The following is a 15,493-nucleotide window of genomic DNA, read 5'->3' as shown; positions in this document are numbered from 1 at the left end:
AGCATCGTGTCCCGATCGAGCAGCGGCGAGCGCCAGCCCGCCGCGTCCGCGAGCGGCCGGCCGCAGACCGGCGCCGACTACCTGGCCAGCCTCGACGACGGCCGCGTCGTCATCCACGACGGCGTGCCCGTCGAGCGGGTCGCCGAGCATCCCGCCTTCGCGGGCACGGCCGCCACGATCGCCGGTCTCTACGACACGCTGCACGAGGTCGACTCCGACGTGCCCATGGTGCCGACGGCCGACGTAGCCGGCCTGACGCATCCGTTCTGGGCCGTGCCGCAGTCGCGCGACGAGCTGCGCGTGCAGCGCGACGCCATCAAGGCCTGGCAGCGCAGGACGCACGGCTGGGTCGGCCGCACACCCGAGTTCATGGCGTGTGTGATCACCTCGATGGCCGCGCACGCGCCGTTCTTCGGCCGCTTCGAGCAGAACGTGCGCGACATGCTGGCCCGCGACCAGCGCGACGTCACCCACTACGCGCAGGCGCTCGTGAACCCGCCCGTCGACCGCGACCTGCCGCCGGACGAGGTGGGGGATGTGTTCTTGCACGTCGTGCGCGAGACCGACGAGGGCGTGGTCATCCGCGGCGCGAAGGCCGTCGTCACCGGCGCCGCCACGGCGCAGCGGCTGCTGGTGTCGCACTTCGGGGGAGAGGTGCAGACCGAGGCGTTCGCGATCGCGGCCTCCGTGCCCGTCGCGAGCGAAGGCATCCGCGTCTACACGCGCGGCATCCCCGCGCATGCCGATGCGCCGCTGTCGAGCCGCTTCGCCGAGCACGACGCGCTGGTGGTCTTCGACGACGTGCTGGTGCCGTGGGCGGATGTCTTCATCCGCGACCCCGAGACCATGCTGGCCTTCAACAAGGGCGCCGTCGGCTGGAACGTGCGGCTGGTCTTCCAGGCGACCACCCGGCTGGAGGCGAAGCTCGAGCGCATCGCCGCTCTGGCCGTGCGCGCGACCGAGATCATGGGCACGAGCGAGCTGCGCGGGGTGCAGGCGGCGCTGGGCGAGCTGATCGCCTACCGCGACACCGTCGCCGCGCTGCGCGACGCGATGATCGAGCAGGCGGTGCCCTCGGGCGACTCGATCGGGCCCGGCCCGCAGGCGGCGATGGCCTTCGCCGCCTACGGCCCCGACGCCTACAGCCGCATGCGCGTCAACCTGCAGACGATGCTCGCCTCCGCGTTCGCGCACCTGCCGGTGCCGCCGGGCTCGCTCGGCAGCGAGCACGTCGCGCCGATCGAACCGCTGCTGCGCGGCTCGGGAGGGGCGGATGCGCGTCAGCGGCTCGAGATCATGGGCGAGCTGTGGGATGCGGTCGGCACGGGCTTCGGCGCGCGGCACGAGCTCTACGAGCGCAGCTACTTCGGCCAGCCGGAGCGCATGCACCTCGGCATCCTGGCCGGTGCGAAGGCCACCGGCCGCATCGACGACTGGCAGCGCCCGCCGGTCGAGTAGCGGCCGGGCGAAGCCCGCACGCGAATCGAGACCCGCCGCGCCGCAACGCGGAGGATGGCGCGCGCGCCCGTAGCCTCGACAGGTCATGATCCGCTTCGACGAGGTCTCGAAGACCTATTCCCGCAAAGCCCGCCCCGCTCTTGAGCGCGTCTCCCTGGAGATCCTCAAGGGCGAATTCGTGTTCCTCGTCGGCGCCTCCGGCTCCGGCAAGTCCACGCTCATCCGCATGGTCCTGCGCGAGGAGGTGCCCACCGGCGGCGAGGTGCACGTGCTCGGGCAGCGGCTGAAGGCGCTGCCCAACCGCCGCGTGCCCTTCTTCCGCCGCAACCTCGGCGTGGTCTTCCAGGACTTCCGGCTGCTGCACAACAAGACGGTGTACGAGAACGTCGCCTTCACGCTGCAGGTGATCGGCAAGAGCCGCGGCTTCATCTCCGAGGCCGTGCCGGACGTGCTCAAGGTCGTCGGGCTCGCCGGCAAGGCGAGCCGCCTGCCGCACGAGCTCTCCGGCGGCGAGCAGCAGCGCGTCGCCATCGCCCGCGCGGTCGTGAACCGACCACCCATCCTGCTGGCGGACGAGCCGACCGGCAACCTCGACCCATCCACCAGTGCCGGCATCATGGCACTGCTCGCCCGCATCAACGAGGGCGGCACGACGGTCGTGATGGCCACGCACGAGGCCTCGATCGTCGACGAGCTGCAGAAGCGCGTCGTCGAGCTCGACGCCGGCGTGATCATGCGCGACGAGGCCCACGGCAGCTACAAGCGGCACCTGGCCGACCCCGCCTTCGACGAGGAGGAGATCGCGTGAGGATCCAGCTGATCTCGCAGGAGGTCTGGAACGGGCTGCGCCGCAACCTCTCGGTCGTCGTCTCCGTCATCCTCGTCACCTTCATCTCGCTGTCGTTCGTCGGCGCCGCGATCCTGCTGCAGATGCAGATCAACCAGATGAAGGGCTTCTGGTACGACCGCGCGCAGGTCGGCATCTACTTCTGCGGCCCGGTCGACGCGACCGAGACCTGCACGCAGACCGCCGCCACCGCCGAGCAGGTGCAGGCGGTGCGGGATGTGCTGGAGAGCGGCGCGATCGCGCCCTACGTCAGCAACGTGGAGTTCGAGGATCGCGAGCTGGCGTACGAGAACTTCATGGAGCAGTTCGGCGGCACCGCCAGCGCCGAGTTCGCCAGCCCCGAGACCATGAACGAGGCGCTGTGGGTGGGGCCGTCGAGTCCGGCCGACGCCGACCTCATCCGGGAGGCCACCTCCGCCCTGCCGGGCGTGCTGGAGGTGCGCGACCAGCAGGCGCTGCTCGAACCGATCTTCCAGGTGCTCAACACCGCGAGCCTCGCCGCCATCGGCGTGGCCGTGCTCATGCTCGTCGCCGCGGTGCTGCTGATCTCCACCACCATCAGGCTCTCCGCCTTCTCCCGAAAACGGGAGCTCGGCATCATGCGGCTGGTGGGCGCGTCGAACCGCTTCATCCAGACGCCGTTCATCATCGAGGGCGTCGTGGCAGCGCTGCTCGGGGCGGTGCTCGCCGCCGGCGCGGTGATCGCCATCGTGCACTTCTTCCTGCAGGGCTACGTCGCGCCTATGCTGCAGACGATCGCGATCGTCACGCTCGACGACGCGCTGGTCGTCGCGCCCGTGCTGGTCGGCATCGGCGTGCTCTTCGCGGGCGTCGCGGCCGCCGTCGCCATCCGGCGATATCTCAAGATCTGACCCGGGGCGAGGCCGACTGCGGCTAGACTGAACGGCTGCCCGCCTGCCGGGCCACCGCATCCGTCATCACACACCAGGAGCCAGCCATGCCGCGCGAACAGGGTCACAAGGTCGTGGCGCAGAACAAGAAGGCGCGCCACGACTACACGATCGAGGACCGCGTGGAGGCCGGGCTCGTGCTCACGGGCACCGAGGTGAAGTCGCTCCGCGCCGGCCGGGCGTCGCTCGTCGACGGCTACGCCTTCGTCGACGGCGGCGAGGCCTGGCTCGATGCCGTGCACATCCCGGTCTACGGCCAGGGCACCTGGACGAATCACCCGCCGCGCCGCAAGCGCAAGCTGCTGCTGCACCGCGAGCAGATCGACAAGCTCGCGGCCAAGGTCTCGCAGGGCGGCTACACGCTCGTGCCGCTGTCGCTCTACTTCTCGGACGGCCGCGCCAAGGTCGAGCTCGCGGTCGCGAAGGGCAAGCGCGAGTACGACAAGCGCCACGCCCTGCGCGAGCGGCAGGACAAGCGCGAGGCCGAGCGCGCCATGCGCACCAAGAACCGCCTGGGCGACTAGGGCCGGTGGCCGGGGTTCGACAATCCCGGCGCGCGCCGCTTGAATGGACGCGCCGGCAGGCTCACCCAGGGCCGTCCGGTGGAAGGTGAAATGCGAGTCGGCATCCTCACGTCCGGTGGCGACTGCCCCGGGCTCAACGCAGTCATCCGCGCCGCGGTGCTCACCGGCATGGTGCACCACGGCCTCGAGTTCGTGGGCATCCGCGACGGCTACCGCGGCCTGGTCGACGGGGACGTGCGCGTGCTCAACCGCTCCGCCGTGCGCGGCACCTCGCGCATCGGCGGCACGATCCTCGGCACCAGTCGCACGAACCCCTACGAGGGGCCGAACGCGGGGCCCGAGAAGATCAGCGAGAACCTCGCCCGGCTGGGCATCGACGCGGTGATGGCGATCGGCGGCGAGGGCACGCTCGCGGCGGCGAACCGGCTCGCGAACGACGGGCTGCCGATCGTCGGTGTGCCGAAGACGATCGACAACGACCTCGACGCCACCGACTACACATTCGGCTTCGACACCGCCGTGCAGATCGCCACGGAGGCGGGCGACCGGCTGCGCACCACGGGCGACTCGCACATGCGCTGCATGGTGCTCGAGGTGATGGGCCGCCACGTCGGCTGGATCGCCCTGCACACCGGCATCGCCACGGGCGCGCACGTCACGCTCATCCCCGAGCAGCCGCGCTCGATCGAGTGGATCTGCGAGTACGTGCAGTCGGTCTACGACCGACGCCGCGCGCCGCTCGTGGTGGTCTCCGAGGGCTTCACGCTCGAGGGCATGGACGAGGCGCACTCGCACAAGGGCATGGACGCCTTCAACCGGCCGCGGCTGGGCGGCATCGGCGAGCTGCTGGCGCCCATGATCGAGGAGCGCACCGGCATCGAGTCGCGCTCGACCGTGCTCGGCCACATCCAGCGGGGCGGGGCGCCCAGCGGCGCCGACCGCGTGCTGGCGACGCGCTTCGGCCTGGCGGCGGTCGACGCGATCGTCGACAAGGCGTGGGGCTCGATGGTGTCGCTGCGCGGCACCGAGATCGTGCGCGTGCCGATGGCCGATGCGCTCGGCGACCTCAAGCGCGTCCCCGAGCACCGCTACCGCGAGGCGGAGATGCTCTTCGGCTGATCGCACTGCGCTTGCCACCGCGCACCGGCCCGGGGTACCATGGTGGGCTGGCCTGGCCAGCGCACCGGACGCATCCGGTATTGAGAACTCAACAGCGTGCGACTCGCACCACTCCATGGGGATGATCGGTTTCGACAGCGCCTCAGTCGGAGCGGGAAGCGGGTAGAGGATGCAGGGTTATCTCTTGAACGCCCCCTGCAAACCAATAGGTGCCAACGCAAAGCGCACCGACTTCGCCCTCGCTGCCTAAGCGAGCCTGAAGTCCGTCAGACCGGGTCTGCTCTCGCCCCGGACCCTGGCGTCATCGAGAGAGCTTGCTGCGGTCCTGCGTCACAGGGGCCCGCGGGACTTGCACTGTGACTGGGCTCGTCGACCTAGGTGCTCAGGACAAAGGTCGGAGCCGAGCAGAACGCCACCCCTGAGCTGCACCCGGAGAAGCCGCACGGTCCGAGCGTTGGACGGGGGTTCGATTCCCCCCATCTCCACCATCGGTCGAGTCGCACGCTGTTGAGCCCTACGCCGTCGAGCGCCACGCCGTCGAGCGCTGTGCTGTCGAGCCGCCGGAGCGCGTCCGTGGCCTAGCCTGAGCGCATGGGCCTCGTCGACCGCTCCACGCGCGCTCTTGCCGCCGCCTTCGGCCGCGTGCCGTGGCAGGCGCGGATCGCCGCCGGGGTGCTGATCGGCCTGATCGGCCTGGTGCTGGTCGTGCGGCCGTTCCTCTCGCTCGCCGCGCTCGTCGTGCTGCTCGCGATCGCCCTCATCCTGCAGGGCGTCGCCGAGCTGCTGCGCGTCGACGCGGCCCGTCCCGCGCGCACCTGGGGCGCCGTGCTCGCCGCCATCGCCTGGATCGTGGGTGGCGCGCTCGTGCTCGTCTGGCCCGCGCTGTCCATCGCGAGCGTCACGATCATCGTCGGCGTCGGCCTGATCATCGCCGGGCTCGTGGGTGCGATCCGCGCCATCCGCGGCGACCGCGACCATCGCGTCGCAGAGGCGCTGCTCGGCACTGCGACGGTCGTGCTCGGCGCGCTCGCCCTCACCTGGCCCGACGTCACCGTCTTCGTGCTCGCCATCGTGCTCGGCGTGCGCATGGTGCTCTTCGGCATCGAGCTCGTGGCGATCGGCATCCGCCACGCGCGAGGCAGGGCGACGGATGCGTCGGCCCGCCCCGAGCGCGCAGGCGGCAGAGGGTGGGTGCGCACCACCGGCGCCGTGCTGGCGCTCGTCGGCTGCACCGCACTGCTGCTCGTGAGCCTCTCGCTCGGCGGCACCACTCGCGCCGACGCCTTCTACGACGCGCCCGATGAGGTGCCCGCCGAGCCCGGGCAGCTGCTGCGCAGCGAGCCCTTCGGCCGCTCGATCCCCGCGGGCGCCCGGGCCTGGCGCATCCTCTACACGACCACCGACCACGCCGGCGAGCCGGCACTGGCCTCCGGGCTGGTCGTGCAGCCTGAGGGCGACCAGCCGCATCCGGTCATCGCCTGGGCGCACGGCACGACCGGCTACGCCACCGGCTGCGCGCCGTCGCTGCTGCCCGAGCCCTTCGTGGCCGGTGCCTTCCCCGACCTCGACGGTGCGCTCGCCGAGGGCTGGGCAGTGGTCGCGACCGACTACGCCGGGCTCGGCACGGCTGGGCCGCAGCCCTACCTGATCGGCCAGGGGGAGGGCCGCAGCGTGCTCGACGCCGTGCGGGCCGCACAGCAGCTCGACGACGCCCGGCTCGCGAGCGAGACCGTGCTGTGGGGGCATTCGCAGGGCGGGCACGCCGCACTGTGGGCTGCGGGCCTCGCGCCCGACTACGCGCCCGAGCTCGACCTGCTCGGTGTCGCCGCCATGGCCCCGGCCACCGACCTGCCCGCCTTCCTCGGCACCATGGACGAGTCGGTGGTGGGCGCGATGTTCGGCTCGTTCGCGCTCGCGGCCTCCGCGGATGCGTACGGCGACGTCGAGCGCGGAGCCTACGTGCGCCCCGGTGCGCGCATCATGATGGATGAGATGGAGCGCCGCTGTCTCACCGATCCCAGCACCCTCGTCTCGCTCGCCACGTCGATCGTCGCCGACCAGCCGGTGTGGGCGCGGAGCCTGAGCGAGGGCGCGCTCGCCGAGCGGGCCGCGGAGAACGTGCCGACCCTGCCGATCGCCATGCCGGTGCTGCTCGCCCAGGGCGGCGCCGACCCGCTCATCACGCCCGCGCTGCAGGACGCGTACGTCGCTGCGCGGTGCGCCGAGGGCCAGCAGGTCGACTACCGCGGCTACCCCGGCTACGACCACATGGGTGTGGTGACCGGCGACTCGCCGCTGCTCCCGGAGCTGCGCGCGTGGAGCGCCGACATGCTCGCCGGGCTCGCCCCCGTCGACACCTGCGCATAGGCGCGGTCGAGGCGCGGCGGACGAGCTCTCGGGCCAGTAGCCTGGGGGGACCCCACCCCTGCGAGGAGGCAGATCGTGAGTGAGTACAGGGTCACGAACCCCTACACCGGCGAGGTCGTCAAGGAGTACCCGACGGCCACCGATGACGAGATCCGCGCCGCGATCGAGCGCGCCCACGCGGCGTATGAGCCGTGGGCGGCCACCCCGATCGCCGAGCGGGCGGCGATCCTGTCGAAGGCGGCGGATGCGTTCACGTCGCGCTCGCAGGAGCTGGCAGAGATCATCCGCACCGAGATGGGCAAGCCGCTCGGGCAGGGCAAGGACGAGGCCGAGTTCTCCGGCGACATCATCCGCTACTACGCCGACAACGCCGAGGAGTTCCTCGCCGACGAGGTGCTGCAGACCGCCAGCGGCGTCCAGGCGCGCATCCGCAAGTCCGCCCAGGGCGTCATCCTCGGCATCATGCCGTGGAACTTCCCGTACTACCAGGTCGCGCGCTTCGCCTTCCCCAACCTCATGCTCGGCAACACGGTGCTGCTCAAGCACGCGCCGCAGTGCCCGTGGTCGGCGACCGTGATCGCCGAGATCCTCGCCGAGGCAGGCCTGCCGGCCGGAGCCTACGAGAACATCTTCGCCACCAACGACCAGATCGGCGAGCTCGTCATCCCCGACGCCCGTGTTCGCGGCGTCTCGCTGACCGGCTCCGAGCGCGCCGGCGCCGCCGTCGCCGAGATCGCCGGCCGCAACCTGAAGAAGGTCGTGCTCGAGCTCGGCGGCAGCGACCCCTTCGTGGTGCTCTCCACTGACGACATGGATGCCGTGGTGCAGGCCGCCGTCGACGGCCGGATGGAGAACTCCGGCCAGTCCTGCAACGCCTCCAAGCGCTTCATCGTGCTGGACGAGCTGTACGACGAGTTCTCCTCCAAGCTGGGCGCAGCGGTCTTTGCGCTACAGGTGGGCGAAGTCGACGACGCCGACGCGCTCGTCGGCCCGCTCTCTTCGCAGGCGGCGGCCGACAGGCTGCGCGAGCAGACGGCCGCGGCGCTCGCTGAGGGGGCGCAGGTGCTCGCCGGCGCGATCGCCGACAGCGGCGACGCGCGCTTCGCCCCGGCGCTGCTCGGCGGTGTGACCGAGCAGATGGACGCCTATCGCGAGGAGCTCTTCGGCCCGGTCGGCACGGTGTATCGGGCGAAGGACGTCGACGACGCGGTGCGCATCGCGAACGGCACTCCCTTCGGCCTCGGCGCGCGCGTGTGGGCGACCGATCCGGAGCTCGCGCTCGCGGTCGCCGATCGCATCGACGCCGGGATGGTCTCGATCAACGGCGCGGGGTCCGAGGACTACGACATGCCCTTCGGCGGCACCAAGCGCAGCGGCTTCGGTCGCGAGCTCGGCCCCCACGGCATGGAGGAGTTCATGAACAAGAAGCTGGTCGTCGCGAACTGACGCGCTCGGTGCGGGCGGGCGCTTCGCCCCGCTCGCACCCGCCGGCGTCGTTCAGGCGACGGTGCCGACCATGGGCCGCCCCTGGGCGGCCCAAGCGATCGTGCCACCCGCGACGTTCACCGCATCCAGGCCCTGCTGCGCGAGGTAGGCGACCACCTGGCCGCTGCGCGCGCCCGAGCGGCAGATCACGGCGGCGCCGTCGGGCACCTCGTGCAGGCGCTCGACGATCTCGCCCATCGGGATGTGGATCGCGCCGTCGGCGTGCCCCAGCTGCCACTCGTGCGGCTCCCGCACATCGACGACGGGACGATCGGAGACCTCGGCGGGCGTGACTTCTCGCATGCATCGAGGCTAGCGCGCGTCGCGAGAGGCGAGCATCATGGCCCGCATGGCTGATGTGCGCACGGTGCTCTGGTTCGACGGCAGGATCGAGGAGGCCGCCGAGCTCTACGTCTCGCTGCTGCCGGACTCCGAGATCACTGCGATCATGCGGTACCCGGAGGGCGAGGACCCCTGGCCGGGCGAGCACCGGCCGCGCGAGGCGCTCACCGTCGACCTGCGACTGGCGGGTGTGCCCTACCAGCTGCTGAACGGCGGCCCGCAGTTCCCGCAGTCGGAGGCGGTCTCGATCGCCGTGACCGTCGACGGCCAGCAGGAGGTCGACCGGCTCTGGGACGCGCTCGTCGGCGACGGCGGCGTCGAGTCGATGTGCGGCTGGTGCCGGGATCGTTTCGGCGTCTCCTGGCAGGTCATCCCGAAGCAGCTGCACGAGCTCATGCAGGGCCCTCGCGGCGCCGAGGTGACGAGCGCGATGCTGCGGATGCAGAAGATCGTCGTGGCAGAGCTCGAGGCGGCCGCCGCCGGCTGAGGCGAGCGGGAGAGGCCGCCGCGGCGACCGCCCTCAGCGGGCCAGTCGCTCGAGCAGCTGCTGGTGCAGGTGGCCGTTGGTGGCGAGCGCGGTGCCGTGCCACGGGCCGGGCTGGCCGTCGATCGACGTGAACGTGCCGCCCGCCTCCTCGATCACGGGCACGAGCGCCGCCATGTCGTAGGGCTGCAGGTCGAACTCGGCCACCGCATCCACCGCGCCCTCGGCCAGCAGCATGTAGCTCCAGGCGTCGCCGTACGAGCGCGCCCGCCACACGTCGCGCTGCAGGGCCACCAGCTGGTCCACGCGGCCGGCGCCGTCCCAGCCCTGGATCGAGTTGTAGGAGATCGCCGACTCCGCGAGCTCGCCGACGCCGGAGACCCGCAGCGGCTGCGGCGCATCGTCGGCCGGCGTCTGCTTCCAGGCGCCGCCGCCGCTCGCCGCCCACCAGCGCGCGCCCAGCGCGGGGGAGGAGACGACGCCCACGACCGGCGTGCCGTCGACCGCCAGCGCGATGAGCGTCGCCCAGATCGGGGCGCCGCGCAGGAAGTGCGCCGTGCCGTCGATCGGGTCGATGATCCACTGGCGGCTCGCCTCGCCGGCTCGCCCGAACTCCTCGCCGAAGACGGCGTCGTCGGGCCGCTCCGCGGCGAGCACATGGCGGATGCGCTGCTCGACCGCGCGGTCGGCATCGGTGACGAAGGTGGTGTCGGGCTTGGTCGCGATCTCGAGGTCGCGCGCGCCGAAGCGCGCCGTCGAGATGGCATCGGCCTCGTCGGCCAGCCGCAGGGCGAGGGCCAGGTCGTCGTCGTAGCTGCTCACCATGCCAGCGTACGGCCCGGCGCTCACTCCTGGTGGCGCTCGCTGCGGGCTGCGACGAGCGTGCCGAGCAGGCGCTGCATCGAGTCGACGCGGCGCCGCTCGAGCCTGCCGTCGTCGGCCGCGGCCGCGAGCTCGCAGTAGTCCTCGGAGTCGAGGTGGGTGCAGCCGCGCGGGCAGTCCTCCGCGACCTCGGCGAGGTCGGGGAAGCCGCGCAGCACGTTGGCGGTCGCGACGTGCCCGAGGCCGAACGAGCGCACGCCGGGGGTGTCGATGATCCAGCCCTCGCCGAGCCGGAACGACACGGTCGAGGAGGAGGTGTGGCGCCCGCGGCCGGTGACGGTGTTCACGTGGCCGACCGCGCGGTGGGCGCTCGGCACGATGGCGTTGACGAGGGTCGACTTGCCCACGCCCGAGTGGCCGACCGCGACGGTCGTGTGGCCGTCGAGCCGCTCGCGCAGCGCCTCCGCCGGCGGGTCGTCGATCGACGAGCGCCACACCTCGATGTCGAGCCCGGCGAAGTTCGCCAGGAACGGCGCCGGGTCGGCGACATCCGTCTTCGTCATCACCAGCACCGGCGAGATGCCGGCGTCGAGGGCCGCGACCAGGAAGCGGTCGACCATGCCCGCGCGCGGCGGCGGGTCGGCCGAGGCGACCACCATCAGCATGACGTCGGCGTTGGCGACGATCACGCGCTCGACCAGGTCGGCGTCGTCGGCCGAGCGGCGCAGCACGGTCGTGCGCGGCTGGATGCGCACGATGCGCGCGAGCGAGCCGGTCTCGCCGGTGGTGTCGCCCACCACGTCGACGCGGTCGCCGGCGACGATCGACTGCTTGCGCAGCTCGCGAGCACGCGCCGCGGTGACGACCGCCTCGTCGGGCTCGCCGGCCCTGACGACCAGCCGGTAGCGGCCGCGGTCGACGCCGGTGACGATGCCGGTGACCGCGTCCTCGTGCTCGGGCCGCTGCTTCGAGCGCGGCCGGTTGGCCTTCGGGTTCGGGCGCTCGCGCACGCTCCGGTCGTCGTACTCCTCGTACGGCTCCTCGTAGTCGTGCATCCAGCTCATGCGGAGCGATCCTGCCCGTGCAGCATGGCCGCCCAGAGCTCCGGGAACTCCGGGATCGTCTTCGCCGTCGCGCCGATGTCGTCGACCTCGACGCCCGGCACCCGCAGCCCGACCACCGCGCCGGCGGTGGCGATGCGGTGGTCGTCGTAGGCGCCCCAGTCGCCGCCGGTCAGCGGCGCGGGCTCGACGCGGATGCCGTCGGGCAGCTCGCTCGCGCGGCCGCCGAGGGCGGCGATGTTGTCGATCAGGGCCCGGATGCGGTCGGTCTCGTGCCCGCGCGTGTGGCCGATGCCGGTCACCTCGACGGGCGCCGAGGCGATGGCGCCCAGTGCGGCGATGGTGGGGGAGAGCTCGCCGCAGGCGTGCATGTCGAGGCTGGCGCCGGGGATCGCGCCACCGCTCGCCTCGACGGTGAGGGACCCATCCGCCACCGTGCTCGTCGCGCCGAAGGCGTCGAGCAGCGCGGGCAGCATGGCGCCGACCTGCGTCGTCTGAGCGGGCCAGCCGTCGAGCACGACGCGGCCGCCGACCGCGACGACCGCCGCAAGGAAGGGCGCGGCGTTCGAGAGGTCGGGCTCGATCTGCTCGTCGAGCGGCGCGATGGGGCCGGGCTCGATGCGCCACGAGGCCTCGCCGATCGTCGAGGCTGCGACGCCGCGCTGGCGCAGCGCCTCGAGCGTCATCTCGATGTGCGGGATGGAGGGCAGGCGCTCGCCCCGATGGTGCAGCGTGAGCCCCTCGGTGAAGCGCGGCGCGGCGAGCAGCAGCGCCGAGACGAACTGGCTCGAGGCGCTGGCATCGACGGTCAGCTCGCCGCCGCGCACCTCGCCGGCGCCATGCACCGTGAACGGCAGTCGCGGCTCGTCGGCGTCGACGCGCACGCCCAGCTCGCGCAGCGCCGCGACCGTCTGCTCCATCGGGCGCTTGCGCGCGTGCGGGTCGCCGTCGAACGCGACCGGGCCGTCGCCGAGCGCGGCGACGATGGGCAGGAAGCGCATCGCGGTGCCCGCCAGCCCGCAGTCGATGGCGCCGCCGCCGACCACCGGCGCCGGCGTGATCTCCAGGTCGGGCCCGAACAGGCCGTCCCCGGGCACCTCGCGGATGACCGCGCCGAGCGCGCGCAGGCCGTCGGCCATGATCGCCGCGTCGCGGCTGCGCAGCGGCCGATGCAGCGTCGAGGGGCCGTCCGCGAGGGCGGCCAGCAGCAGTGCCCGGTTGGTGAGGCTCTTCGATCCGGGCAGCTGCACGCGCGCGTCGAGCCGCGCCTTCGCGGTCGGGGCGGTCCATGGACGGGAATGATCGGGGTGGCTCATCGGTTGCAATCTATCGGTCGGGAAGCGAAGCCGAGGAGGTGCCAGTGCCAACCACGATGCTCGAAGCGCCGCGCGCGACACTAGACTCACCGGCGATGACAAGCGAACAGGACGAGTCTGGCCAGGTCGACGCGAGCGCGGCAGCTGCCGCCCGCCGCGACGACTTCGCCGAGCAGGCGATGCAGTACGCCGACCAGCTCTACGCGGCCGCGATGCGCATGACGCGCAACCCGGCTGACGCGGCTGATCTGGTGCAGGAGACATTGCTGAAGGCCTACACGGCCTACGGCTCGTTCAAGCCCGGCACCAACCTCCGGGCGTGGCTGTACCGCATCCAGACCAACACCTACATCAACACCTATCGCAAGCAGCAGCGCCGTCCCTTCGAGGCACCGCTCGACGACATGGAGGAATGGCAGATCGGCGACGCCGAGTCGTTCACCTCCACCTCGTCGCGCAGCGCAGAGGCCGAGGCCATCCACCGGATGCCCTCGGGCATCGTGAAGGATGCGCTGCAGCAGGTGCCGGTGGACTTCCGCATGGCGGTCTACTGGGTCGACGTCGAGGGGCTCAGCTACGCGGAGACCGCCGAGGTCATGGAGACCCCGACCGGCACCGTCATGAGCCGCCTGCACCGCGGCCGGAAGCTGCTGCGAGGCCTGCTGGCCGACTACGCACGCGAACAGGGCATCGAGGTGCCGGAGAGCACCGAGAAGGGGAAGAAGCCGTGAGCACGGTTGAGGCGAAGAAGGACTGTACCCAGGCACGGGCAGCGCTCGAGGAGTACCTGCACAAGGAGCTCTGCGCTGAGGACGCCGCCGACGTGCGCGCGCACCTGGACACCTGCGAGGAGTGCTCGGCAGAGCACCACGTGGGAGAGACCCTGACGAGCGCGCTGCAGGGTGCCTGCAAGGATCGCGCGCCCGAGGATCTGCGCGAGCGGCTGCTGGCGAGCCTGCGTGCCGCGAAGGCGCAGCACGACTGACGCACCCGGACATGCGGAAGGCGGGACCCGATCCGGGTCCCGCCTTCGCGCGTCTCAGGCCGCTTCGCGCTCCTGCTCGTCTGCTTCCCGCGACGTCGTCTGCGTGACGGGAGCCGACGCATCCGTCTGCACCGGCATCGGCCCCGTGGCCGAGCGCTCCACGCCCTCGGCGAGGTAGCGCTCGGTGCCGGCGAGGGTGAGGAAGGCCGGGTAGGTCTCCTCGAGCGCGATCTCGCGGAAGAGCGCGATCGCCTCGCGGAAGCGGTTGCCCTCGGCGCGCTCGAAGCCGCGGTCGAGCTCGTCGACGACGCCCAAGCAGCGCTCGCGCGTGATCGTGCGGCCGTCGGAGGTGGCCGACTCGTTGTAGATCCACTGCCACACCTGCGAGCGGGAGATCTCGGCGGTCGCCGCATCCTCCATCAGCGAGTGGATGGCGACGGCGCCGTGGCCGCGCAGCCACGCCTCCATGTAGCGGATGCCGATCTCGATGTTCGAGCGCAGGCCGCTCTCGGTGATCTCGCCCGGGGTGGTCGACAGATCGATGAGCGCGTCGCCGTCGACCGGCACGTCCTCGCGGCTGCGGCCGAGCTGGTTCGGCTCGTCGCCCAGCACCGCGTCGAACGCCTCGCGGCAGGTGGCGACCAGGCCCGGGTGCGCCACCCAGGAGCCGTCGAAGCCGTCGCCGGCCTCCCGCGACTTGTCGCTCGCGACCGCCGACAGCGCGCGCTCGGTCGCCTCGGGGTCCTTCGCGCTGGGCACGAAGGCCGCCATGCCGCCGATGGCGTGCGCGCCGCGGCGGTGGCAGGCCCGCACGAGCTGCTCGGTGTAGGCGCGCATGAACGGCGCCGTCATCGTCAGCTGCGCCCGGTCTGGGAGGACGAACTCCGGCCCCCGCAGGCGGAACGCCTTGATCATCGAGAACAGGTAGTCCCAGCGGCCGGCGTTGAGGCCCGAGGAGTGCTCGCGCAGCTCGTACAGGATCTCCTCCATCTCGAACGCCGCCGTGATCGTCTCGATCAGCACGGTCGCGCGGATGGTGCCCTGCGGCAGCACCAGCAGCTGCTGCGCCATCACGAACACGTCGTTCCAGAGCCGCGCCTCGAGGTGGTTCTCGATCTTCGGCAGGTAGAAGTACGGGCCAGAGCCGCGGGCGATGAGCTCCTCGGCGTTGTGGAAGACGTGCAGCCCGAAGTCGACCAGCGAGCCCGACATCGGCTTGCCGTCGACGATGATGCGGTGCTCGTCGAGGTGCCAGCCGCGCGGCCGCACCACGATCGTCGGGGTCTCGGTCGCGGTGACCCGGTACTCCTTGCCCTCCGGGCTGGTGAACTCGATCTGCTCGCGGATGGCGTCCTGCAGGTTGACCTGGCTGGCGATGACGTTGCGCCACAGCGGGCTCGAGGCGTCCTCGCAGTCGGCCAGCCACACCTTCGCGCCCGAGTTGAGCGCGTTGATGGTCATCTTGCGCTCGATCGGGCCGGTGATCTCGACGCGGCGGTCCTCGAGGCCCGGCGCCGGCGGCGCGACCCTCCAGGAGTCGTCACGGCGGATGCGCTCGGTCGCCTCCAGGAAGCGCGGCACGTCGCCGTCGGCGAAGGCCGCGCGCCGCTTGCGGCGGTCCTGCAGCTGCTGCTGGCGCTGGCACTCGAACGCGTCGTGCAGCTCGAGCAGGAACGACAGGGCGTCGTCGGTGAGGACGCGCTCCTGGCCCTCGGCGGTGGCGGTGATGCGGATGCGGGTATTCATGTCGTCTTCCTCCTTCTTGCTGTCGA

At 71.9% G+C, this 15,493-nt stretch carries 15 protein-coding genes and 1 other RNA gene; 11 read left to right on the top strand and 5 right to left on the bottom strand.

All coding sequences use genetic code 11. The features are described 5' to 3' along the window. The first annotated feature begins 6 nt into the window (after positions 1 to 6). The 8 genes from J1M46_RS15745 (at position 7) to J1M46_RS06330 (ending at position 8,672) form a co-directional block, all read left to right on the top strand. The gene (locus J1M46_RS15745; protein ID WP_206447057.1) at positions 7 to 1,458 is read left to right on the top strand and encodes a 4-hydroxyphenylacetate 3-hydroxylase N-terminal domain-containing protein; all 1,452 of its coding nucleotides are present in this window, start codon (positions 7 to 9) and stop codon (positions 1,456 to 1,458) included. 85 nt (positions 1,459 to 1,543) lie between these two features. After that, positions 1,544 to 2,266, top strand: coding sequence for a cell division ATP-binding protein FtsE (gene ftsE / locus J1M46_RS06360; protein ID WP_206447056.1), 723 nt, complete (start codon positions 1,544 to 1,546; stop codon positions 2,264 to 2,266). Continuing rightward, the gene (ftsX, locus tag J1M46_RS06355; RefSeq protein WP_206447055.1) at positions 2,263 to 3,177 is read left to right on the top strand and encodes a permease-like cell division protein FtsX; all 915 of its coding nucleotides are present in this window, start codon (positions 2,263 to 2,265) and stop codon (positions 3,175 to 3,177) included. Before ftsE ends, ftsX begins: the two co-directional genes overlap by 4 nt. Positions 3,178 to 3,263: 86 nt before the next feature. Next, on the top strand, positions 3,264 to 3,740 hold the full coding sequence (smpB, locus tag J1M46_RS06350; RefSeq protein WP_206447054.1) for an SsrA-binding protein SmpB: 477 nt from the start codon (positions 3,264 to 3,266) through the stop codon (positions 3,738 to 3,740). Positions 3,741 to 3,830: 90 nt separating this feature from the next. Further along, complete coding sequence (locus J1M46_RS06345) at positions 3,831 to 4,859, top strand: 6-phosphofructokinase (protein ID WP_206447053.1); 1,029 nt, start codon at positions 3,831 to 3,833, stop codon at positions 4,857 to 4,859. 117 nt (positions 4,860 to 4,976) lie between these two features. Then, positions 4,977 to 5,347: a transfer-messenger RNA gene (ssrA, locus tag J1M46_RS06340) on the top strand. A gap of 103 nt (positions 5,348 to 5,450) precedes the next feature. Further along, positions 5,451 to 7,226 (top strand): alpha/beta fold hydrolase, encoded by a 1,776-nt coding sequence (locus J1M46_RS06335; protein ID WP_206447052.1) that lies wholly within the window; start codon positions 5,451 to 5,453, stop codon positions 7,224 to 7,226. A gap of 75 nt (positions 7,227 to 7,301) precedes the next feature. Then, positions 7,302 to 8,672, top strand: a complete 1,371-nt coding sequence (locus J1M46_RS06330; RefSeq protein WP_206447051.1) for an aldehyde dehydrogenase family protein — start codon at positions 7,302 to 7,304, stop codon at positions 8,670 to 8,672. 51 nt (positions 8,673 to 8,723) lie between these two features. Here the strand turns inward: J1M46_RS06330 and J1M46_RS06325 are convergent, their stop codons facing one another. After that, a complete protein-coding gene (locus tag J1M46_RS06325; protein ID WP_206447050.1) occupies positions 8,724 to 9,014 on the bottom strand; it encodes a rhodanese-like domain-containing protein in 291 nt (96 codons plus the stop codon). 46 nt (positions 9,015 to 9,060) lie between these two features. On the opposite strand from J1M46_RS06325, the gene J1M46_RS06320 reads away from it, so the two are divergent. Continuing rightward, on the top strand, positions 9,061 to 9,540 hold the full coding sequence (locus J1M46_RS06320) for a VOC family protein (protein WP_206447049.1): 480 nt from the start codon (positions 9,061 to 9,063) through the stop codon (positions 9,538 to 9,540). 33 nt (positions 9,541 to 9,573) lie between these two features. Here J1M46_RS06320 and J1M46_RS06315 read toward each other — a convergent pair whose 3' ends face one another. From J1M46_RS06315 to aroA, 3 genes are read right to left on the bottom strand one after another with little or no spacing between them, the layout of a single operon-like run. Continuing rightward, entirely contained in the window at positions 9,574 to 10,359 is a 786-nt protein-coding gene (locus tag J1M46_RS06315) for an inositol monophosphatase family protein (protein WP_342384297.1), read from the bottom strand. A 23-nt stretch (positions 10,360 to 10,382) separates the two neighbouring features. Further along, entirely contained in the window at positions 10,383 to 11,423 is a 1,041-nt protein-coding gene (rsgA, locus tag J1M46_RS06310; protein WP_206447047.1) for a ribosome small subunit-dependent GTPase A, read from the bottom strand. After that, positions 11,420 to 12,736: a 3-phosphoshikimate 1-carboxyvinyltransferase gene (gene aroA / locus J1M46_RS06305; RefSeq protein WP_206447046.1), complete on the bottom strand. Its 1,317-nt coding sequence runs from the start codon at positions 12,734 to 12,736 to the stop codon at positions 11,420 to 11,422. Before aroA ends, rsgA begins: the two co-directional genes overlap by 4 nt. A 95-nt stretch (positions 12,737 to 12,831) precedes the next feature. On the opposite strand from aroA, the gene J1M46_RS06300 reads away from it, so the two are divergent. Together J1M46_RS06300 and J1M46_RS06295 are read left to right on the top strand one after the other, a co-directional pair. Further along, entirely contained in the window at positions 12,832 to 13,467 is a 636-nt protein-coding gene (locus J1M46_RS06300; protein WP_206447045.1) for a sigma-70 family RNA polymerase sigma factor, read from the top strand. Next, positions 13,464 to 13,721, top strand: a complete 258-nt coding sequence (locus J1M46_RS06295) for a zf-HC2 domain-containing protein (protein ID WP_206447044.1) — start codon at positions 13,464 to 13,466, stop codon at positions 13,719 to 13,721. Before J1M46_RS06300 ends, J1M46_RS06295 begins: the two co-directional genes overlap by 4 nt. 54 nt (positions 13,722 to 13,775) lie before the next feature. On the opposite strand, the gene aceB is transcribed toward J1M46_RS06295, so the two are convergent. Beyond that, entirely contained in the window at positions 13,776 to 15,467 is a 1,692-nt protein-coding gene (gene aceB, locus J1M46_RS06290) for a malate synthase A (RefSeq protein WP_206447043.1), read from the bottom strand. Positions 15,468 to 15,493: the final 26 nt, after the last annotated feature.

It is taken from the genome of Agrococcus sp. KRD186 (genome assembly GCF_017168255.1).
Classification (GTDB): Bacteria; Actinomycetota; Actinomycetes; order Actinomycetales; family Microbacteriaceae; genus Agrococcus.
This window is presented reverse-complemented; position numbering and strand designations above follow the sequence as displayed.